Origin of the sequence: Polynucleobacter yangtzensis, assembly GCF_027924165.1 — a bacterium.
GTDB classification, from domain to species: Bacteria; Pseudomonadota; Gammaproteobacteria; order Burkholderiales; family Burkholderiaceae; genus Polynucleobacter; species Polynucleobacter yangtzensis.
In genome coordinates this window covers 1,681,111-1,703,464 of the sequence record NZ_AP026973.1, presented here as the reverse complement: position 1 = coordinate 1,703,464, position 22,354 = coordinate 1,681,111, and the positions used below count along the sequence as shown (strand labels likewise).

The 22,354-nt window shown below is 46.5% G+C and carries 17 protein-coding genes; 3 read left to right on the top strand and 14 right to left on the bottom strand.

The genetic code is table 11. The annotated features are described in order from the left end of the window. Positions 1-3: 3 nt before the first annotated feature. The 5 genes from secF to queA all read right to left on the bottom strand — a co-directional run bounded on the left by secF (position 4) and on the right by queA (position 5,541). Positions 4-978, bottom strand: a complete 975-nt coding sequence (gene secF / locus QMF28_RS08510) for a protein translocase subunit SecF (protein ID WP_068320913.1) — start codon at positions 976-978, stop codon at positions 4-6. Between the two features lie 3 nt (positions 979-981). Continuing rightward, entirely contained in the window at positions 982-2,841 is a 1,860-nt protein-coding gene (secD, locus tag QMF28_RS08505; RefSeq protein ID WP_281742315.1) for a protein translocase subunit SecD, read from the bottom strand. Positions 2,842-2,879: 38 nt separating this feature from the next. Then, positions 2,880-3,206, bottom strand: coding sequence for a preprotein translocase subunit YajC (gene yajC / locus QMF28_RS08500; protein WP_068320905.1), 327 nt, complete (start codon positions 3,204-3,206; stop codon positions 2,880-2,882). 134 nt (positions 3,207-3,340) lie between these two features. After that, a complete protein-coding gene (tgt, locus tag QMF28_RS08495) occupies positions 3,341-4,498 on the bottom strand; it encodes a tRNA guanosine(34) transglycosylase Tgt (protein WP_281742312.1) in 1,158 nt (385 codons plus the stop codon). Beyond that, positions 4,495-5,541 (bottom strand): tRNA preQ1(34) S-adenosylmethionine ribosyltransferase-isomerase QueA, encoded by a 1,047-nt coding sequence (gene queA, locus QMF28_RS08490; RefSeq protein WP_281742311.1) that lies wholly within the window; start codon positions 5,539-5,541, stop codon positions 4,495-4,497. Before queA ends, tgt begins: the two co-directional genes overlap by 4 nt. 30 nt (positions 5,542-5,571) lie before the next feature. On the opposite strand from queA, the gene recG reads away from it, so the two are divergent. Beyond that, positions 5,572-7,653 (top strand): ATP-dependent DNA helicase RecG, encoded by a 2,082-nt coding sequence (gene recG / locus QMF28_RS08485; RefSeq protein WP_281742309.1) that lies wholly within the window; start codon positions 5,572-5,574, stop codon positions 7,651-7,653. Positions 7,654-7,663: 10 nt separating this feature from the next. Then, entirely contained in the window at positions 7,664-8,527 is an 864-nt protein-coding gene (ubiA, locus tag QMF28_RS08480; protein WP_281742308.1) for a 4-hydroxybenzoate octaprenyltransferase, read from the top strand. On the opposite strand, the gene proC is transcribed toward ubiA, so the two are convergent. The 5 genes from proC to QMF28_RS08455 are packed head-to-tail and all read right to left on the bottom strand — an operon-like array spanning position 8,524 to position 14,033. Then, entirely contained in the window at positions 8,524-9,393 is an 870-nt protein-coding gene (gene proC, locus QMF28_RS08475) for a pyrroline-5-carboxylate reductase (protein WP_281742307.1), read from the bottom strand. The genes ubiA and proC overlap by 4 nt on opposite strands. Then, on the bottom strand, positions 9,390-10,115 hold the full coding sequence (locus QMF28_RS08470) for a YggS family pyridoxal phosphate-dependent enzyme (RefSeq protein ID WP_281742306.1): 726 nt from the start codon (positions 10,113-10,115) through the stop codon (positions 9,390-9,392). The genes proC and QMF28_RS08470 overlap by 4 nt, the downstream gene beginning before the upstream one ends. Beyond that, positions 10,112-11,389 carry a glycolate oxidase subunit GlcF gene (gene glcF, locus QMF28_RS08465; RefSeq protein ID WP_281742305.1) on the bottom strand — a complete coding sequence of 426 codons (1,278 nt, stop codon included), beginning with the start codon at positions 11,387-11,389 and terminating at the stop codon, positions 10,112-10,114. The genes QMF28_RS08470 and glcF overlap by 4 nt, the downstream gene beginning before the upstream one ends. An 8-nt stretch (positions 11,390-11,397) precedes the next feature. Next, positions 11,398-12,543 (bottom strand): glycolate oxidase subunit GlcE, encoded by a 1,146-nt coding sequence (glcE, locus tag QMF28_RS08460; RefSeq protein ID WP_281742304.1) that lies wholly within the window; start codon positions 12,541-12,543, stop codon positions 11,398-11,400. Beyond that, positions 12,543-14,033 (bottom strand): FAD-linked oxidase C-terminal domain-containing protein, encoded by a 1,491-nt coding sequence (locus QMF28_RS08455; RefSeq protein ID WP_281743667.1) that lies wholly within the window; start codon positions 14,031-14,033, stop codon positions 12,543-12,545. The genes glcE and QMF28_RS08455 overlap by 1 nt, the downstream gene beginning before the upstream one ends. 42 nt (positions 14,034-14,075) lie before the next feature. On the opposite strand from QMF28_RS08455, the gene QMF28_RS08450 reads away from it, so the two are divergent. Continuing rightward, on the top strand, positions 14,076-14,645 hold the full coding sequence (locus QMF28_RS08450; RefSeq protein WP_068320888.1) for a cob(I)yrinic acid a,c-diamide adenosyltransferase: 570 nt from the start codon (positions 14,076-14,078) through the stop codon (positions 14,643-14,645). A gap of 42 nt (positions 14,646-14,687) precedes the next feature. On the opposite strand, the gene QMF28_RS08445 is transcribed toward QMF28_RS08450, so the two are convergent. The 4 genes from QMF28_RS08445 to QMF28_RS08430 are packed head-to-tail and all read right to left on the bottom strand — an operon-like array spanning position 14,688 to position 22,348. Then, a complete protein-coding gene (locus QMF28_RS08445; protein WP_215347654.1) occupies positions 14,688-15,812 on the bottom strand; it encodes a 3-deoxy-7-phosphoheptulonate synthase in 1,125 nt (374 codons plus the stop codon). A gap of 30 nt (positions 15,813-15,842) precedes the next feature. After that, positions 15,843-17,333: a metalloprotease TldD gene (gene tldD, locus QMF28_RS08440; protein WP_281742302.1), complete on the bottom strand. Its 1,491-nt coding sequence runs from the start codon at positions 17,331-17,333 to the stop codon at positions 15,843-15,845. Positions 17,334-17,353: 20 nt separating this feature from the next. Next, positions 17,354-18,187, bottom strand: a complete 834-nt coding sequence (locus tag QMF28_RS08435) for a carbon-nitrogen hydrolase family protein (protein WP_281742300.1) — start codon at positions 18,185-18,187, stop codon at positions 17,354-17,356. Positions 18,188-18,193: 6 nt separating this feature from the next. Then, the gene (locus QMF28_RS08430; protein WP_281742299.1) at positions 18,194-22,348 is read right to left on the bottom strand and encodes a YhdP family protein; all 4,155 of its coding nucleotides are present in this window, start codon (positions 22,346-22,348) and stop codon (positions 18,194-18,196) included. Positions 22,349-22,354 lie beyond the last annotated feature (6 nt).

The window sequence follows — 22,354 nt, the reverse complement described above, 5'->3', positions numbered from 1 at the left end:
GACTTAAACCCGCGCCCCGTAGTTAGGGTCATCTTTGCGTGCTTCGTCATCAGGCTTTTTATCGCCCTTCACCAAATCTTCTCGTGTAACACCAAGCCACATAGCTAGCGCTGCAGCAACGAAGACTGAAGAGTAAATACCAAACAAAATACCAATGGTCAGCGCCAAAGCAAAGTAGAAGAGCGTTGGGCCGCCGAAGATAAGCATAGCTAAAACCATCATCTCTGTACTGCCGTGAGTAATAACAGTGCGGCTGATAGTGCTGGTGATTGCGTTATCGATGATTTCACGGGTATTCATCTTGCGGTATTTGCGGAAGTTTTCGCGAATACGGTCAAAGATCACCACGGATTCGTTTACTGAGTAGCCTAGAACCGCGAGCACCGCTGCCAAAACTGAGAGTGAGAACTCCCATTGGAAGAAGGCAAAGAAACCCAAGATGATGACAATGTCATGTAAGTTCGCGATGATGCCGGCAACCGCAAATTTCCACTCAAAGCGGAATGAGAGGTAAACCACAATGCCAATAATCACAAATAGCAATGCCATTAATCCATCTATTGCTAGCTCACGACCAACTTGTGGACCAACAAATTCAACACGCTGGAGCTTTACACCAGTTGCTGCTGGATCTAGCGCTTGCATTACTGCTGTACTTTGATCAGCGGAGGAGATGAGTTTGCCTTCAGCATCTTTTTGTAAAGGCAGGCGAATCATCACGTCGCGTGAGCTACCAAAGTTTTGAATTTGGGTATCTGCGTAACCAAGCTTCTCAACTTTTGAGCGAATGGAGTCTAGTGGCGCAGTTTGTGGATAGCTAACTTCCATAACCGTGCCACCAGTAAATTCGATGGAGAGGTGCAGGCCGTTATGCCAGAGGAAAAAGACAGCCGCTAAAAAAGTAATTAAAGAAATCGCATTGAGCACCAATGCATGGCGCATGAAGGGGATATCTTTTTTGATCCGGAAAAATTCCATGGCTTATTTCTCCTGTGGGCGCCAAACTTGGCCGATAGCGAGTTTTTGAATCTTCTTATGTCTGCCGTACCAAAGATTAACAAGGCCACGTGAGAAGAAGACAGCCGAGAACATTGAAGTCAGAATACCTAAGCAGTGAACTACTGCGAATCCTTTAATAGGACCAGAGCCAAATGCTAACAAGGCTAGACCAGCAATTAAAGTGGTGACGTTTGAGTCTAGAATGGTTGCCCAGGCTTTGTCGAAGCCTACAGCAATGGCTGTTTGTGGAGCTGCGCCATTACGCAACTCTTCGCGAATACGTTCGTTGATCAACACGTTAGAGTCAATCGCCATACCAAGCGCTAAAGCCATCGCTGCAATACCAGGCAAGGTGAGCGTGGCTTGCAACATGGAAAGTACCGAAATGAGCAAGAGCAGATTGACTGCTAACGCCACAACTGAGAATGTTCCAAATAAGAGGTAGTAAGCCATCATAAAGATAGCAATAGCACCAAAACCAATTAAGAGAGACTTAAATCCTTTCTCAATGTTTTCTGCACCCAAGCTTGGTCCGATAGTGCGTTCTTCAATGATTTCCATTGGCGCTGCTAATGAGCCTGCGCGTAACAAGAGGGCTAAGTCATTGGCGCTCTCGGTAGTAGGTTGACCAGTGATCTGGAACTTAGAACCAAATTCACTTTGAATGGTAGCTATCGTGAGCACTTCACCTTTGCCTTTTTCAAACAAGATCATGCCCATTGGTTTGCCAATGTTTTCACGAGTCACTTCTTGCATCACGCGACCACCAGCCGCATCTAAGGAGATATTGACAGCAGGGCGTTGATTTTGATCAAAGCCAGCGCTTGCATCGGTAATGCGATCACCGCTAAAGATCACTGATTTTTTGAATACACCCAAACGGTTTTCACCGAAGCGGAAAGTATCCATACCTGGAGGAGGAGTTTCGCCTAGAGCGATAGTGGATACGAGTGGATCAGCTAAGCGTGATTCGAGTGTGGCTGTACGGCCAATAATGTCTTTAGCACGCGCTGTATCTTGTACGCCTGGTAGTTGCACCACAATACGCTCAGCACCTTGTTGCTGAATGACGGGCTCTTTAACCGCGAGTTCATTCACGCGTTTATTCAATGTGATGATGTTTTGCTTAACAGCGTTATCTTGAATTTCTTTTAATGCAGTGGGCTTAAATTCACCGATCACTTTTGGTGAAAGCCCGGTAGGCTTAACCTGCCAAACTAATTCCGGTTGCGCTGTCATTAATACAGAGCGAGCTGCCTCAGCATCAGCAGTGCTGCCAAAGCTAATGGAAATGAAGTCAGCGCCACGCTCAATGCCTTGATGACGAATATTTTTGTCGCGTAATTGACTGCGAATATCCGTTGCTAAAGAAGTAACCTTCTTCTGAACGGCGCCTTTCATGTCTACCTGTAGAAGGAAGTACACGCCACCACGTAAGTCAAGTCCTAAAGGCATTGGCAATGCATTGATTGCATTAAGCCATCCTGGTGTATTGGAAAGTAAATTTAATGCAACGGTGTAGTTAGGATCATTTTGATCGTTATTCAATTTTTGCTGCAAGAGATCGCGTGCACGCAATTGAATATCGGTGCTATTAAAGCGAACCTTGATTGAGCCTACATTGCCAGCGACCTCAAAGAAGATGCCGGTGTTGCCAATGTTCGCTTCAGTCAGGATTTTTTCAACCCGAGCCTGTGTTGCCAAATCAACCTTGATGGTTGGTTTGGCAGACGAGACTTGAACCGCTGGAGCCTCACCATAGAAATTGGGTAATGAATATAGTCCGCCAATCAGTAATGCAATGGCGATAACTAGATATTTCCAGAGAGGATAGCGATTCATATTGAGATACTTTTAAACAAACAAATTAAGCGGATGCATTAAGCAGACTTCAGTGTGCCTTTTGGCAATACTGTAGTGATGGCACCTTTTTGCATTTGTACTTCAGTACCAGCAGAAATTTCAACGGTCACTACTTGGTCCTTGAGTGCTGTTACTTTGCCCATAATGCCGCCAACAGTAACTACTTCATCGCCAACGCCTAATGACTCAAGCATTGCTTTAGTTTCTTTTTGACGCTTCATTTGTGGGCGAATCATGATGAAGTACAAAACTGCAAACATCAAAATCAAAGGGAGGAAGCTCATCAAGCCACCGGAATCTGCGCCCGCTGCAGGAGCTTGGGCAAAAGCGTTACTAATCCACATACAAAACCTCCATTAATTACCAATTAAAAACTGCTGAGTTTTTCGACCTTTGAACCTTGGGCCGTAACCCGCAATTCTAAACTGTGTGGGACTTTGGAGGTGATTTGAAGGGGGTTGAGCCCCCTGTAGGGCTATTAATCCTGTCCAGGCTCTACGCCGCGCTGGCGATTACTGTGAAATTCCTCGCGATAGGCGCTAAAGCGGTCCTTGCTGAGTGCCTCGCGGACCTCAGTCATAAGCTGCAGGTAGTAGGACAGGTTGTGAATGGTATTGAGTTGGGACCCCAGGATCTCATTCGCTTTTTGGAGGTGATTTAAGTAGGATCTGGTGAAGTTTTGGCAGGTATAGCAGGCACAGGTTGGGTCTACAGGGCGATCATCGTCCTTGTACCCAGAATTACGTAGTTTTAGGTCTCCAAAGCGGGTGAAAAGCCAGCCATTACGAGCATTACGGGTAGGCATCACGCAATCGAACATATCAATGCCCAGGCTGACACCCAAAATCAGGTCTTCTGGAGTGCCTACACCCATCAAATAGTGCGGCATATGTTCTGGCAGTTTGGGAGCGGTGAAATTGAGAATGCGCTCAAACTCGGGTTTGGGTTCGCCAACGGAGAGCCCGCCAATCGCAATACCATCAAACCCTTGCTGGGTAACGGCGTCCAGAGAAAATTCACGCAGATTCTCAAACATACCGCCTTGGACAATCCCAAAGAGGCCGTTGCCAGTGTCTAGTTCGCGAAAGCGTTTGAGCGAGCGGTCACCCCAACGAAGTGACATTTCTAGTGAGGCGCGTGCAGTTTTTTCAGAAGTAGGTTGGCCCTTAATCTCATAAGGAGTGCATTCATCAAACTGCATAGCGATATCGCTATTTAGCACCGCTTGAATTTCCATCGATACTTCTGGGGACATAAATAATTTGTCACCATTAATCGGCGAGGCAAATGTAACACCCTCTTCAGAGATCTTGCGTAATGCACCCAAGCTAAATACCTGAAAGCCACCAGAGTCAGTCAGGATTGGTTTATCCCATCCCATGAAGCGATGAAGGCCGCCATGTTTTTTGATGACATCTAATCCCGGTCTCAACCAAAGGTGAAAAGTATTTCCCAAAATGATTTGTGCTTTAGCTTCATTCAAATCGCGAGGCGTCATGGCCTTTACCGTGCCGTACGTACCAACGGGCATGAAGATCGGCGTTTGTACGCTACCGTGCGGAAGATCCAGCTGACCAAGTCGCGCTGGGCTCTGGGAGTCACGCGCCAAGATATTGAAGTGAATTGGTTTGGTCATATTTTTGTATTCTCGAGTCGGCAAAGAAACATCGCATCTCCATAACTGAAGAAGCGATACTTCTGTGAAATAGCATGTTGATAGGCGGCACGAATGTTATTCACTCCCGCTAAAGCACTAACTAACATTAATAAAGTAGATTTTGGCAGATGAAAGTTGGTTAGCAAACAATCCACTGTTTTAAATTGATAGCCTGGGGTAATAAAGAGATTGGTCTCCCCGCTGCTTTGTCCGCTTGCTGCTTGACTCTCTAGGGCTCGAAGGCTAGTGGTGCCTACAGCGATCACTCGGCCACCATTGTTCTTGGTGGTCTCAATTGCCTCTAAAGTTTCCTTTGGAATGGAGTACCACTCATAGTGCATCTTGTGTTTTGAGAGATCTTCTTCGCGCACCGGAGTAAATGTTCCTGCACCAACATGCAATGTAACGGTTGCTTGATTTACACCCAAATCTTTGATCTTTTGCAAAATAGCTTCATCAAAATGCAGGCCCGCTGTTGGAGCTGCAACTGCACCTGGATTTTTGGCTACTACTGTTTGATAGCGTTGCGCATCCTCACCATCTGGTTGATGTTCGATGTAAGGGGGCAGAGGAAGCTCGCCAAAGCGCTCAAGTAAAGAGAAGACATTCTCAGGAAAGCGGACTTCATAGAAACGCCCGTCATATCCAATCATCTCTACTGGAAATGTTTCACCAGCTTTATTGTGAATATGAACAATGCTGCCAGTCCTTGGCACCTTAGAAGCTCTAATTTGTACCCAAGCTTGCATTTCACCGCTAATGCGTTCAATCAGGAGCTCAACATTGCCACCAGTCTCCTTTTTGCCGTGTAATCGAGCCGGAATGACCTTGGTGTCATTGAAGACTAATAAGTCCCCAGGCTGAACAAGGCTAAGAATGTCCTTAAACTGCCGATCTACTAATTGAACGTGATTTGGCCCATCAGCCCTGACCTCTAAGAGGCGGCTATCGGTTCTATTCGCCAAGGGATGTTGGGCGATTAGTTCGGCGGGAAGTTCGTAATTGAAGTCGGAAAGTTGCATAGCATTACCATCAGGTATTAGATTTTAACGATGACTACTAAACAAGCGCCAAGCACACTCCAAAAAATGGGTTTAGACAGCCCTATGGCCCTTGCTTTGCACTTGCCATCCCGTTATGAGGATGAGACGGAGTTACTCACCATTGAAGAGGCCATTGTCCAGGGTAGGTTCGTCTCAGCCCAGACCCAGGGCGTCGTGATTCGCAACCAAGTCTTATTTCGGCCTAGAAGACAGATGATTGTCACTATTGAGGATGAGACTGAGACTCTGAATCTGCGCTTTCTCAATTTCTACCCCAGCCAGCAAAAACAGATGGCGGTCGGCGTCCATGTTCGAGTGCGTGGCGAGGTGCGAGATGGTTTCCAAGGCTCGGAGATGGTTCACCCGAATGTACGCGCTGTAGCTCCAGATGCGCCGTTACCAAATAGCCTTACTCCAGTCTATCCAGCAAGCGTTGGCGTTTCACAGACTGTTATTCGTAAAGCAGTTACACAAGCTTTGCGTGACCCTAGTTTGCAAGAGAGCTTGGCAGAGTTCTTACCTAAAAAACTGATGGCAGAGCTATTGCCCAGTAATGATTGGCCCAGTTTGCAGTCTGCAATTACCTATTTGCATCAGCCTCCCGCTGACGCCAATACTCAATCATTGTTAGAGCGTACGCATCCCGCCTGGCGCAGGGTGCAATTTGAAGAGTTGCTGGCTCAGCAAATTTCTTTAAAGCGAGCGCATGCGATTCGTCGCGAACGAAATGCACCAAGCTTTGGAAAGATGAATGAACAAAGTAAGGACAAGAAGAAATCCTTTGAAGAAGGTTTGCTGAAAGTATTGCCTTTTAAATTAACGAATGCGCAAGATCGCGTTTGGTCAGAAATCAGTAAGGATCTCTCTAAGTCTTTTCCTATGAATCGCCTACTCCAAGGCGATGTCGGTAGTGGTAAGACGGTAGTGGCTGCCTTGTCTGCAGCGCGGGTCATGGATCACGGCTATCAAGCCGCCATCATGGCGCCTACAGAGATTTTGGCTGAGCAACATTATCTAAAGATGAAGGAATGGTTTGAGCCTTTGGGGGTAAAAATCGCTTGGTTATCCGGCAGCTTAAAAGCTAAAGAGAAACGACTGGCGCAAGAGGTGATTGAGAATGGGCAAGCTCAGCTCATTATTGGTACACATGCGCTTATTCAAGAAAGCGTGAGCTTTGCCAAACTTGGCTTAGCAGTCATTGATGAGCAACATCGCTTTGGGGTAAGGCAGCGTTTAGAGATTCAGCAACGTGTTGGATCAGAATTGTTTTATTGTCATCAGTTAATGATGTCTGCAACTCCCATACCTAGAACATTAGCAATGACGTATTACGCCGATCTAGATGTTTCTGTTATTGATGAATTACCTCCAGGGCGCAAACCAATTGCCACTAAAGTAGTCAAAGCTAGTCGCCGTGATGAAGTGATTGGCGGACTACAAAGTTGGTTATCAAAAGGACTTCAGGCCTATTGGGTTTGTCCGCTTATTGAAGAGTCTGAAGCGCTGCAATTACAAACAGCAACTGAAAGCTTTGAGCAGCTGACACAAGCCTTGCCTGACTTTAAAGTAGGCTTGGTGCATGGCAGATTAAAGGCAGAAGAAAAAGCGGCAGTGATGGCTGCCTTCAAAGCAAATGAAATTCAACTTCTGGTAGCCACTACGGTGATCGAGGTGGGAGTGGATGTGCCTAACGCCGCATTAATGGTAATTGAGCATGCGGAGCGTTTTGGTTATGCCCAGATTCATCAATTACGCGGGCGCGTTGGTAGGGGGTCGGCAGATTCAGTCTGTATCTTGATGTATGCAGAGCCGCTTTCAATGGCTGCTAAAGAACGTTTGCAAACTTTGCGTGAGACATCAGATGGATTTGTGATTGCCGAACGTGATTTATCGCTACGCGGCCCCGGCGAGTTGCTCGGCGCCAAGCAGTCAGGCGATGCCATGTTGCGCTTTGCAGACCTCCAACGCGATGCCTGGTTAATTGAGCTTGCGCAGCAGGCGGCTGACCGATTACTTGCCGAGCACGCGGATCTGGTGGAGCGACACCTAGAGCGCTGGCTTGGATCTCGTGCAGAGTTTCTAAAAGCTTGATAATTACTTCATGAGCTTAAAAGAGCGTTTCATTTCTTATGGGTATTTAATTAGGTTAGACAAACCTATTGGTACGCTATTGCTGTTGTGGCCTACGCTCTGGGCTCTCTGGTTAGCCAGTAGTGGTACCCCTGATTTATCTATCTTGTTGATTTTTACTCTAGGTACGTTTCTCATGCGTAGCGCGGGTTGTGCTATTAACGACTACGCTGATCGTAACTTTGATCGTCACGTTAAAAGAACCCAGGGACGCCCTGTCACAAGTGGAAAAATTTCTGGGAAAGAGGCGGTGGCTGTAGCAGGTGCGCTGGCTTTCATCGCTTTTTTACTGATCCAGCCTCTGAATGTATTTACAAAGCAACTGTCAGTTCTTGCGCTACTGGTTGCCTTTATTTATCCCTTCACTAAGCGCTTCTTTGCGATGCCTCAAGCAGTCTTGGGAATAGCTTTTGGGTTTGGTATCCCAATGGCATACGCAGCGATTCTGGATTTCGTTCCGCTAGAGGCTTGGATCTTGTTTGTGGGGAATATTTTCTGGGCCATTGCTTATGACACAGCCTATGCCATGGTCGATCGCGACGATGATTTGCGTCTGGGTTTAAGAACATCAGCCATCACTTTTGGTCGCTACGATGTTATCGCCATTGCTATGAGCTATGGAGTGCTATTTATCAGCCAAGTGTGGGTAGCGCAATTGGCCAACCTTAGTAATTATTTTTTACTAGGCTGGTTCGCAGCCTTGGCTTGTGCCATCTATCACCTAAAGCTGGTTTCTACTCGCAATAGAGAAGATTGTTTTAAGGCATTCCGCCATAACAACTGGCTTGGCGGGTTTTTATTTCTTGGAATTGTGCTGGGTTTGGCTATTAACTAGCTCTGACCCAACTCGTCACCCATAGCTTTGCCACGTTGACTTGCTGCATCAATTGCTTTTTCCAAAATCTCGTGCCAGCCTTGTTGCTTCATCACATCTAAGGCTGCTGCAGTGGTGCCACCCTTAGAAGTAACTCTCTCGCGCAAAACGCCAGCATGTTCATCAGAGTTATGAGCCAACTGTGTAGCGCCCTCAAGGGTTGCATAGGCAAGTTTGCGTGCAGTTGCTGTATCAAGACCGAGCTTCTCACCAGCAGATTGCATTGCTTCTAAAAAGGCAAAAACATAAGCAGGGCCACTTCCGGATACGGCGGTGACTGCATCCATCAGTTTTTCTTCAGACACCCATACTGCTTGACCTACTGCATTGCAAATGGTTTCGGCTAAAGCACGATCAGCTTTATCAACTGCTGTATCTGCAAAGAGTCCAGTGATGCCTTTGCCAATTAATGCAGGTGTATTAGGCATGGCACGAACACAGCGTGTGTGATCCAGCCAACGACTCATGTCTTTTAGGCGAATGCCAGCAGCGATGCTAAGGATCAGTGGGCCAGGCGCGCTTGCATGCTTCAGTTTCGCAGCCAACCCCTTTGCAACAACATTAAAGTCTTGGGGTTTGATTGCCATAACAACGACATTATTTTTAGAGAAGTCAAAAGCAATTTGCTCCAAAGCGCCAATACCCTGAACGCCATAGTCCTCATGCAACTTTAAAGCCGTTACGGCGTTCGCTTCAACAACGGAAATTTGATTTGGCTCAAATCCGTTCGCAAGGAGGCCGCTAATCAAGGCGCGCCCCATATTGCCGCCACCAATAAATGTGATGTGGGCGTTGCTATTGTTTTGTGCGGTTTTATTTATGCTCATTTGTTAATCTTATCGCGCTTCCCAAAAATGGCTGTGCCAACACGAACCATCGTACTTCCCTCTAAGATTGCCGCTTCTAAATCATCGGACATGCCCATAGAGAGGGTGTCAAAAAACTGGTATCCCAACTCACCATCGTGAGCTGCCTGAATCTGTAGAAAGCACTCACGTACAGCGCCAAACGCTTGACGTTGCTGCTCTATGTTTGGGCTAGGTGCAGGAATGGCCATTAAGCCCCTGAGAACTAAATTAGGTAGCGAAGTGATGGCATTACAAAGTGCTTCAACTTCCGCCAGTGAGACGCCACTTTTACTGTCTTCTTCGCTTACATTGATTTGTGCGCAAACTTGTAATGGGGCTAGATCAGGGAATTCACCTCTTTGAGCGGAGAGACGTTCTGCAATTTTGAGGCGATCAACACTGTGAACCCAATCAAAATGCTCCGCAACCTCTCGGGTTTTGTTGCTCTGTAGTGGCCCAATGAAGTGCCATACCAACCAAGGGCGTAATTTGGCAAGCTTCTGTATTTTTTCAACAGCCTCTTGAACATAGTTTTCTCCAAAGGCAGATTGACCAGCATGCATTGCTTCTTCTACCGCTGAAGCCGGAAATGTTTTGCTGACAGCTAAGAGTTCAATTTCTTCGGGCTCACGTTTTGCTGCTAGAGCGGCAAGTTCAATCCGCTCTCTGACTTGCATCAAATTAACAACAATGGAATTCATGAGGCCTTAGAAGATTTAGCAACCAGTTGATCGACGATCTCAATCCAATGCAACACCGGAGTGTCATCTTGCTGGAGATGGGTAATGCAGCCAATATTTCCTGAAACAATCATCTCCGCTCCAGACTCTTCGCATGCAGCATTGAGGTGGGTGAGCTTGTTTTTACGTAGCTGTTCAGAAAGTTCTGGCTGGGTCACGGAGTAGGTGCCTGCAGATCCACAGCAAAGATGACTATCCGCACATAAACGCACACCGATGCCAATGCTTGAAAGTAGTCCCTCAACCTTGCCGCGGATTTGTTGGCCGTGTTGCAAGGTGCAGGGTGGGTGATAAACCACGCCAGATTTGGGATCGGTGCCTACCAGTTGCACAAGCTCATTTTGTAACGCAGGAAGAATCTCAGAAATATCCTTAGTTAAATCAGAGATCTTTTTGGCTTTTGCAGCATAGACAGGATCATTTGCAAACAGATGTCCATAGTCTTTCACCATCACGCCACAACCGGATGCTGTCATCACAATCGCTTCTACGCCACCCTCTACTAAAGGCCACCAAGCATCAATATTTTGCTTGGCATTATCGAGACCGCCAGCTTGATCATTGAGGTGATAGCGCAAAGCTCCACAACAAGTAGCGCTTGGCGCACTAATCAATTGGATCTTCAATGCATTCAGTACACGTGCTGTTGCTGAGTTGATATTTGGCAACATGCCTGGCTGAACGCAGCCTTCTAGCAAAACCATTTTGCGCTGATGCGTAGTTGCAGGTCTTGCGTATGGATCGGTTGAGTTCGCCAATGCCTTATTGAGGGTCAATGGGATCTTGCGTTGAATACCGCTAGGCATTAATGGGCGTACCAAGCGACCCAAGGTCATTGCAGTATTGAATAAAGCTGGCTTGGTCAAACCTTCTTTTAGGGCCCAACGAGTTAGGCGCTGAGCAATTGGACGCTCAGGCGTATTTTCTTCTGCCCATTTGCGGCCAATATCAACTAAGTTGCCGTATTGCACACCACTTGGGCAAGTGCTTTCGCAATTACGACAGGTTAAGCAGCGATCCAAATGCAGGCGTGTCTTTTCTGTTGGTACTTGGCCCTCAGCGATTTGCTTGATGAGGTAGATACGTCCGCGCGGACCATCTAATTCATCGCCAAGGATTTGATAGGTTGGACAGGTAGCGGTACAAAATCCGCAGTGAACGCATTTGCCCAGAATACGGGCTGCCTCGATACCTTCCGGTGTGTTGGCAAATTGAGGAGCGAGTTGAGTTTGCATAGAAATACTTATGGAAGACGTTTAGTGGCAAATACGCCAGCAGGATCAAAGGCGGATCTCAAGCGCTCTTGTACGGCTTCAAGGGCTTTGGAATGAGCTTGCTCTGTGAGTAAGGTAAAGCGCTGATAGGAAGGGTCTACGTTTGCGCCCTGTCTAAAGCGAGTTGCATGACCACCATGATAATTAGCAATGGCTTTGATGGCTGCAAAGGTAGCTTCATCACCAGGTGCTTTTATCCAGCGTTGCTGTCCATGCCACTCAAAAATAATTTCATCATTAGCGCCAGAAATTGCAATTGGTCCACATGCTGCAGGCAGCGCTACACGATACAAAGTTTGATCTGCGCCAAGGTTGCCAAAAGCAGAAATTTTTTGCTCGCGCAAATTATTCCAAAAGTCCTCGGCAACTCCTTCATTGAGTTCAGTCGCATTAACCAAAGAACTCATAAGTGGGATCGCAGCCTTAACTGCAGCTGCTGCGCCCGCGAGACGGAAGGTGAGCTCTCCATCTCCGCCTTTAGCTGACCCAATCCAGCAGCTAGCAGAAAGTGGCAGTGGCTGTCCCGCCCATTCATTTAATGCTTTTAGCGCTTTCTCTTGAGAGAGTTGGCAGCGTAAAGTTGCAGTCGCAGCAGGCTTTGGCAATACTTTTACTGAAGCCTCTAATAAGAGGGATAGGGTGCCCAAGGAGCCTGGTAGTAAGCGAGATACGTCATAGCCTGCAACGTTCTTCATGACCTTGCCGCCAAAGGAAAGATCTTGTCCCTTGCCATCTAGGATACGGGCACCCAATACGAAGTCGCGGAAATTGCCAACGGTGATACGGCCAGGGCCGGCTAGACCAGCGGCAATGGCACCACCAAAGGTTGCATTCTCACCAAAGTGTGGAGGCTCAAACGCAAGCACCTGATTTTTTTCTTTGAGGACTGCTTCAATTTCTTTTAGTGGTGTACCTGCACAAGCGGTAATCACTAGCTCTTCTGGTTGGTATTCCAAAATGCCCGAGTAAGAGCGAGTATCTAGCTTGGCATAGTTATTGGGATTGCCGTACCAGGATTTTGTGCCCCCACCTTCAATGGAGAGAGGGGTTTTATTCTTGGCTGCATTCAGAATCTGTTCGCGAAATGCATCCACTTGTAGATTGGAGTGACTCATTAGAAGCGCTCCAATTCTGGATGGGGTAACTGACCACCACTTATACGCATACGGCCATATTCAGCGCAGCGATTAAGTGTCGGAATTGCTTTATCTGGGTTGAGAAGTTTCTCAGGATCGAAGGCGCTCTTCACGCCCCAGAAAGATTCACGCTCACCTTCGCCAAATTGCACGCACATTGAATTAATTTTTTCAATGCCAACACCGTGCTCACCAGTAATGGTGCCACCAAGCTCAACGCAAGCTTCCAAAATTTCAGTACCGAATTCTTCTGCGCGATGCCACTCTTCCTGATCGGCGCCGTTAAACAAAATCAGAGGATGCATATTGCCGTCACCAGCATGAAAAACGTTTAAGCAACCAAGCCCATATTTCTCTTCCATGCCTTGGATACGCTTGAGTAAGGTGGCGATATGACGGCGGGGAATGGTGCCGTCCATGCAGTAGTAATCAGGGGCTAGGCGGCCTGCAGCAGGGAATGCATTCTTACGACCACTCCAAAATTTCAAGCGCTCACTTTCATCTTTTGAGATCTGTATACCGCTAGCGCCTGCTTGTTCCAACACCTTAGTCATGCGCTCAATTTCTTCAGCAACTTCTTCTGGGGTGCCATCGGATTCGCATAACAAAATAGCCGCTGCATCTAAGTCATAGCCTGCGTGTACAAATTCCTCTACAGCGCGAGTGGTGGCTTTATCCATCATTTCCAAGCCAGCAGGAATAATGCCTGCAGCAATGATGGCAGCTACTGCGTTACCACCTTTTTCGATGTCATCAAAACTTGCCATGATCACGCGAGCCAACTTTGGTTTAGCAACCAATTTAACTGTCACTTCAGTCACAACCGCGAGCATACCTTCGCTGCCCATCATGATTGCTAGCAAATCAAGGCCGGGTGCATCTGGGGCTAAGCCGCCAAATTCTACGATCTCACCATTCATTAGTATTCCGCGGACGCGCAGAACGTTATGTAAGGTGAGGCCATATTTGAGGCAGTGCACGCCACCGGAGTTTTCATTCACGTTGCCGCCAATAGAGCAGGCAATTTGCGAAGAAGGGTCTGGTGCGTAATACAAGCCAAGGTGTGCAACTGCTTCAGAAATGGCAAGATTGCGAACACCAGGTTGAACAACTGCAGTGCGAGTAAAAGGATCAATGCTGATAATTTTCTTAAGCTTGGCTAATGACAGCACCAATCCTTGAGAAAGGGGCATTGCACCTCCCGAGAGGCCAGTTCCAGATCCTCGAGGCACAACAGGAATTTGCATTGCATAGCAAATCTTCAAAATCTGGGCTACTTGCTCCTCGGTTTCTGGCAAAGCTACTGCCAAAGGCATTCTTCTATAAGCGGCCAGACCATCACACTCATAGGGAATAGTGTCTTCTGGCTCCCATAGAAGGGCATATTCCGGAAGGATTGGGCGCAAAGCCGAAACCAATTTGGACTGAAGGGCGCTAATAGCGGCTAATTCGGGGGGTGGGGTCACCATATTCATAAGAATCATTTTAGCCATTTACCTATAATTAAGCTTATGGGAAATCGACTATCAAAAATCGCCACCAGAACAGGTGACGCCGGGATGACTGGCTTGGGTGACGGCAGTCGCGTGGAGAAGGATCATCTGCGTATCTGCGCTATGGGTGATATCGATGAATTGAACTCAGAAATCGGGGTTTTGATGACTGAGCAGATTCCTGAAGGCATTTCCGCTGAATTGCACGAGCTTTTCCTGCAGGTGCAACATGATTTATTTGATTTGGGGGGTGAGCTTTGCATCCCCAACTACAAGCTACTCAATCCTGAGCATGTAGCTCAGTTAGATGTTTGGCTTGAAAAATACAATCAACAGCTGCCGCCTTTGACCGAATTCATTTTGCCAGGCGGTACTCGAGCTGCTGCACAGGCGCATGTGTGCCGTACGGTTTGCCGTAGAGCAGAGCGTTCGATTGTCCGCTTAGGCTGGGAAGAGCCTTTGTATGATTCCCCCAGGCAATATGTGAATCGTTTATCAGATTTGCTCTTTGTGTTGGCTCGCATCTTAAATCGTGCAGCCGGCGGATCTGACGTACTTTGGAAGCACGAAAAAAAAGAGACTAAGTAATTTAGTCTCTTTAGTGTTGTTACTTGCAAGATTACTTCTGCATTATTTTTTCTTGCTTCTACGTGTTTTAACAGCAGTAGCAAGACGCTCTAATACTTGTACCGAATCATCCCAGTTAATACACGCATCAGTAATACTGCGACCGTACTCTAATTTACTTGGGTCATCTTTGCCTGGTGTAAATTTCTGAGCACCATCATTTAAATGACTTTCTACCATCACACCAAAAATCTGATGTGAGCCAGATTCAATTTGCTGTGCAACATCATCAGCAACTACGATTTGACGCTCATGCTTCTTGCTTGAATTAGCATGAGACAAGTCAACCATTAAACTAGCTGGAAGCTTGGCTGCTTCTAGCTCAGAGCAGGCGGCCTGTACAAACTTGGCTTCATAGTTCGGCTCTTTACCGCCACGCAAAATGACGTGGCAATCTTTATTGCCTTTGGTTTCAACAACAGATACTTGACCATTCTTATGCACGGACAAGAAGTGATGTGGGCGACCTGCTGCTTGAATAGCATCGGTAGCAATCTTGATATTTCCATCGGTACCATTTTTAAAGCCAATAGGCGCAGAGAGTCCTGATGCGAGTTCGCGATGAACTTGACTCTCAGTCGTACGTGCACCGATTGCTCCCCATGAAATCAGATCAGCAATATATTGAGGAGAGATGACATCTAGGAATTCGCTACCTGCTGGCATGCCGAGGCGATTAATTTCCATTAGCACTTGGCGGGCAAGACGTAGTCCCTCTTCGATGCGATAGCTTTCATCAAGGTACGGGTCATTGATCAAACCTTTCCAGCCAACAGTAGTGCGTGGCTTTTCAAAATACACACGCATCACAATTTCTAGTTCGCCAGCAAAACGTTCGCGCTCACTTAAAAGGCGTTGACAGTATTCGAGTGCTGCACGTGGATCATGAATAGAGCATGGTCCAATAATGACGAGTAAGCGATCATCTTTACCGTGAATAATGTCGCGAATCTTTTTGCGAGTTTTGCTGATCAACGCTTCTGTTGGTGTTCCAGAGATTGGAAAGAAGCGGATTAAATGCTCTGGCGGAGGCAGAACAGAAATCTTGTCGATGCGTTGATCGTCGGTATCGGAGGTCTTGTCGACCGCGGAGTACCAATTAGCGGGATTTGTATTTTGTTGGCTCATCCGGCTATTTTAAGCCGTAATTTGCCAATATCAGGCAGTCCCGCCCACGGTAAGGCTGTCAATTCGGAGAGTGGGTTGCCCGACTCCAACCGGAACGCTTTGCCCTTCCTTGCCGCAAACCCCAACCCCGCCATCGAGTTTGAGGTCATTTCCGATCATGGAGACCTGTTTTAGGGACTCTGGACCGCTGCCAATAATGGTGGCACCTTTAACGGGGTATTGGATTTTGCCGTTTTCAACCCAGTAGGCTTCTGACGCAGAAAAAACAAATTTGCCGCTGGTGATATCCACTTGGCCACCGCCAAAATTGACCGCATACAAACCACGTTTAATACTGGCCACGATTTCTTGAGGATCGTCTTTGCCAGCCAGCATGTAAGTATTTGTCATACGCGGCATTGGAAGCGAGGCAAAGCTTTCGCGTCGACCATTTCCGGTGAGGGGCATATTCATTAAGCGTGCATTGAGGCTGTCCTGAATGTAACCCTTCAAAATGCCATCCTCAATTAATGTGGTGCATTGCGTAGGCGTACCTTCATCATCAATGTTTAAAGAACCTCTTCGTCCAGATAGGGTGCCATCATCAACAACAGTGACGCCTTTTGCAGCAACACGTTGTCCAATTCGTCCGGCAAATGCAGAAGAGCCCTTGCGATTAAAGTCGCCCTCAAGACCATGTCCAACTGCTTCATGCAAAAGGACGCCAGGCCATCCTGGCCCCATCACCACGGTCATTGGGCCTGCTGGGGCAGGACGTGATTCTAGGTTTACTAAAGCACCATCAACCGCTTCATCAACATAGCGATTGATGAGTTCTTGATCGAAGTACAGGTAGTCATGGCGCGCGCCACCACCGGAAGATCCAGATTCTCGGCGACCATTTTGTTCAGCAATGACATGGACGGAAACGCGCACCAGGGGGCGGACATCGGCAGCCAATAAACCATCAGCCCTAACTACCAAAACTACATCAAACTCTCCAGCAAGACTTGCCATCACTTGAATGATGCGTGGATCACGCGCCTTAGCTCGGCGCTCAATGCTTTCTAGTAGCGCGATTTTTTCCTTAGGCTGTAGTGAGTCAAGGGGGTTGATATCTGAGTAGAGCTTATTTGATGCGGGGTTAAATAATTTACTTGCAACCGCTTGCTTGCCGCCTGCTGGTCCGATTACTCGAGTTGCTTTTGCTGCCTTGCTTAAAGCTTCTAAATTAATTTCATCTGAATAGGCAAAGGCGGTCTTATCACCATAGATGGCGCGGACCCCAACACCTTGATCAATATTGAAGCTGCCAGATTTAACGATGCCCTCTTCAAGACTCCAGCTCTCGCTGCGAGTATGTTGAAAGTAAAGGTCCGCATCATCAAGACGATGGGTAAATAGATGGCCAAAGGTGTGATGCAAATCTTGTTCTGATAATCCTGTTGGCTCAAGCAGAATAGATTTGGCTAATTTAATAAGGTCTGCTTGCTTTTTGGCTTTAGTCCAATTTGCAGGAAATAGTGCTTCTGGTGCATTCATGTGATTGGGCGGATCTTTCTTTAAATCTTGCGATGTGCAAGTGCAGGTAACTTAGAGCGTACCTCGTTTAATTTATCTTTGCACAAGACACCAGAAATAAAGCCTTCTCCTTCAGGGAGATTAGCTAAGACCTCGCCCCAAGGGTCAATCAACATGCTATTGCCCCAAGTGCGACGCTGGTTTTGATGTTTGCCACCTTGGGCTGACGCTAATACATAACTTTGGTTTTCAATGGCTCGGGCGCGCAACAGAATTTCCCAATGGTCTTTTCCGGTGGTGTAGGTAAATGCGGCCGGAATGATATGGCAATCTACCTGACCTAGCGCGCGATAGAGCTCTGGAAAACGCAGGTCATAACAAATACTTAAGCCAAAAGTCCAATTGTTGCCATCAACAGAAATCTTTAAGATCCCTGGCTCATTTCCAGCCTCAATCGTTTCCGATTCTTGGTAGCGCTCGGTTGCTGTTTGAAAGCCAAATAAATGAATTTTGTCGTAGCGAGTGATTTGTTGGCCTGCGGGATCAAATACAAGAGTTGTATTGAGTACTTTATTTGGATCTCTTGCCTCAAGCGGAATAGTGCCAGCAACCAAGTGCAGCTTGTTCTGTTTGGCAATCTGGGAGAGCTGCTCTTGGATGGGGCCGCTACCAAAGCTTTCGCGTGCAGAGACTTTATCTGTGTCCTTAAGACCCATTAAGCAAAAGTATTCTGGTAGAACGGCTAACTGCGCGCCATCCGCCGCCGCTGATGAGATGAGCCTACTTGCTGTAGAAAGGTTCTCTTGCAGACTGGGAGTGGAGACCATCTGAATAGATGCGACCTTGAGATTTGAGGAATTTACAGGTGTGCTCATAGCAATCTAGTTTGCAGTTTTATTTGGAGCGCTTGAATTGTTTGGGTTGGTTTGTGGCCCCGTAGTATTGTCCGGTTTGCTTTGCTCTTTAAGCAAGTCCTTGCTACGAATCGTATCTAATGTTTTTGTATCAATCGGCTGACCTTTTTGATCAAGTGGAATGACTTCCGGGTTATCCCATGATCCTTGCACTAAATAATCAGACTGTAGGTTGCGATTAATTTGGCTGGTAATGAGGTATTGCCCAACAAGAGCGCCAAGACCTACGATTGGGTTGATGGCAAATGCGGCTAAAGAGCCTGCAGTTGCATCAATTGTTGGAAAAATGGTGACACGTAAATCTTGCGTTTGCTTGGGGATGTTGATTTGTCCGGTCATAGCAACGCGCGCCTGATCTAAGCCCATTGTGAATTGCTTGGTTTGAGCTACACCTGCATTCAAATCAAACGAGGCATCAATCGTATTGAATGGCGTTCCTTTGGTAACAATATTTCCTAGACTACCTTTTAGGTCTAACGTGGCAAACCTAAATAAACTTTGCAAACTCAGAACATCTAGTAGCTTTGCTCCACTGGTATTAACTTCTAAGAGGCGACCTTTTTCTAAACTTAAATTTGCCTTGCCTGACAGGGTCTCATATTGAGGGTTAAATGGGGAGCCGTCCCAATCTGCATTTATTGTCAACTTACCTTGCCCGCCCTCTACTGACTTTTGATTAGTCCAGTGACCAATAATCTGGCCCGCATCCTTAATATCCAAATCAATATTTAAGTTGGTGTGTGCGGGGGTAGTTTGCGTAGCCCCAACCCAACGACCAGTTGTAGTTGAGCTACCTTGTGGATTGTTGAATTGAACAGATTCGAAATTGACAGTATTGCCTATGGTCTTAGTTTTAATTTTTACCTGACCAAGCCGTGCTTTGTTCCAATCAAAATCATCAATGGTTAATTCAATACTAGGCATCGATCCGGGACCAAATTTATTTTTAGTCGGCGGAGTTTTTGAAGTTTGCTTTGTAGGGATTGCTGCGCTAACAAGCTCTTCAGGAATCTTTAAGCGCACAAGTCGTCCGCTAATTAAGTCGCTACCATCAGATGTTGTAGCTGGTTGATATTGGATATTGCCGGCAACTTGAGGGGATCCTCTCATGCGCAGTTGCCAGGTAGGACCTTTATTGCTTGCAGCCAAATTAATATCCTGCCAGACGCGGTCAAACAAAGTTAATTGTTTTACTTGTGCTGAAACTTGGACATTACTTGTAGTGTTTGGGTTAGCGCTCACCCCAGATTTTTTTCTGTTTTGATTACTCAAAAATTCTTGCCAAGCATCTGCGTTCAACTCATTGCTAACAATATTTAGCGCAAGGCCCTCTTGAGGAAGGATGGCGGGCGCGCCAATGCCTACAGCTTGACGAAGCAGGTCATCACCAGCAATTTCGCCTTGAATAAAGTAGGCGTCCCCAATCTTTCCATCCCAAGTGAGGCGGCTGGAATTACTTTTTGTTTTGGCGAAGGTTTTAAGGTTCAGCTGACCAGACATCAAGGTACCCGCCTGTTTTTTCAGGGGTGCGGGCGCAGTACTACCCCAGTCACGCATGTCGATTTTTAGGCTAGTTTCGCTATTACCCTTGTTGAAATTAATAACGCCGTCATACCTAGCCACACCACTAAGGGATTGCAAAATAGGGGATGCCTGTACTGCAGCATCCTTTGCAAAGTAATCCTTGATGAAGTTCGCAGAAATATTTCCTGCGATGCTGTAGCTTTGGCTGTTTTGGCTAGGTATTGTGCTCGAAATTTTAATGGAGCCACCAAGAAACTCAGCTGTAATATCTTCGAATTCTGGATTGACTTCGGTAATGCGAATTTTGCCTTTGAGATTTTCAAAAGGAGGTATGTCGGCCCATTGAACTCTATTGCCAGGGAAGTTAATTTGAATATCCGTATTGGTATCACCAGTGCCGGATAGTGGAATTTTTAAGCCAAGATTTAAGTTAGTAGGCCCTGTAATCTTTAAATTTTTCTCAAGCTCAGCCTGTTTCTTGCCGACAGGTGAGGTAAATAAATAATCCAGGAGTTGCGGCGCATCGCCCTGTGCTTCGCCATTTACTGTCAGGATTAATTGCTTTGCACTAACACTTGGTATCTCAGCATGGAATTTGCTCAGGGCAACCTGTTTGTAGCTTGCCTGATCAATGTCTACCGTAAAGTTGGCATTCTGCATATTAATAACGCCATTCACGTTATTAAAGGCGGGCCATAAACCTTGTGCAGGTGATGTGGAGGGCACCGGGCTAAAGGTTGCGCCAACGATAGGTAGATTGAGCGTGAATTCTCCGGAGCCTGCTTTTGGGAAAGGCACCTCATTAGGATCACCTTTAATATGGAGATTCCCCTTTTTAATTACTCCTGCATCAAAGGCTTTTCTTAAATAGGTTTTGACTTCGCTTCCCATGCTAACTGGCAAATATCTATAGGCAGTCTGTAGATTTGCTTGTGCAAAGTCCATATCCAGTGTCATGAAGTCTGGCTTATTAACTTCGCCAATGATGTAGTTCAGATTGAGTGTTGTCGAAATCTCAGGATTACTCAGTGCTAACTGCTTTGTATTAATAACCCAGTTACCTTTTTGTTTTGACCAGGAAATTTGACCATTAGCTTTATCTAGTTTTATTTTTGGATCCACCAATAGATCATTTATCTCCACTCCTAAATTATTGGATTGGATGGTGAAGCTTCCTTTGGTTTGGTCTGCAGCCAGAAATCCTGACAGATTTGATACAGAGGGCATAGATTTGTTGATGCCGATAAAACTAACATCGATCAGTTTTGCGCTCACATTAAAGCCTAGTTTGCTTGATTTAAACCAGCCACCGGGAATATTCAGAGCTGATAAAGGGGATTTGCTCTCAGACCAGGAGATATCCAGATCTTGCAGCTCTCCATCGGCTTTAGAAGCTTTAATCCATTGTTGGACTTTTTTAGAGAGTGGAAGATTAAGGGCAAATAAAGCAATATCCTCTACGGAAATCTTGGGGGATGAAAAGCCAAACTCTTTAATTTCTTCATCGCCTGCCGGCGGTCTCCATCGGAAAGTCATGGGGCTTAAATTCTCTAAGGAAGTTGATTTTGGGCTTTCGGTATCACGCCATGCAAATGTCTTGGTAGTGATAGAGATCATTCCGTTATCAGTTTCCTGAGTCAGGTTTGTTTCTAATCGCCCAAGAGCAATTGCATCCTCATTCTTAGATAGTTGAATTGTTAAATCATCGGCTGCAAGATAAATTTCTCCACCATCAGGCTTGCCGTTATCAATTTTTAATTTCCCCTTTGAGCTGAGTGCGCCCTCTAGAGTATTTAGTGGGAGGGAAAATTCATTCGCAATCTGACCGAGCTGAAGGGTATTTAAATTCCAGGAGATGGTTCCAATCCAATCGCGCCAATTGCCTGCTTGGCCGCCTATGTGATGGACTAAATCAATATCCAGTAGGAGGGGGCCCTTGGTCCAGGGAGTTGTTGCGCTGATTGAGCCTATGTGGCTGCGAATGCCGTTACTGAGAGTAAGACTTTGTATCTCTATCGCAGTAGACGGCTTCTTTTTGAGTTGGTCCTCCCAAAATAATTTGACATCCTTTACTCGAATTTCGTTTTGAGAAAAAAGCCAATTCTCTGCAGAGTAATCATTCGTCTTGCCATCAATCGAGATGCCTGCAACACTAATAGCGCCCTTGCTATTCCGTTGTGCATAAATTTCAGCGCCTTCAAAAGTGAGTTCTTGAAAAAATGGTGCGAGATGATAAAAGGAAGCCCAACTTAACTGTCCGTTTATCTTTTGTATAAATAAAAGAGGTTTTGTTTTTTCTGGGACGTTAAAGCGCAAGCCTTCGATTTCAAAATCAGGCCTAATTCCCGTCCATGAAACATGCAGTGAGTCCATCGATACATCAGCGCCAATTCGCGCGCTGATGAGTTTTTCAACTGAGGCCTTGGACTTCTCGATTTGCGGCCAAAGAACAAAACGCACCCCCACATGCACCAGTACAGAAAGGATCAGAATTACGCCCCCCAAAATCAAGGCACGCTTACGCCAAGTTCGACTCGAACCTTGAGGACGTTTAGCAAGCGCGCTCTTAAGGCGAGGCGGAATAATGTTTTGCAGCATGACCCC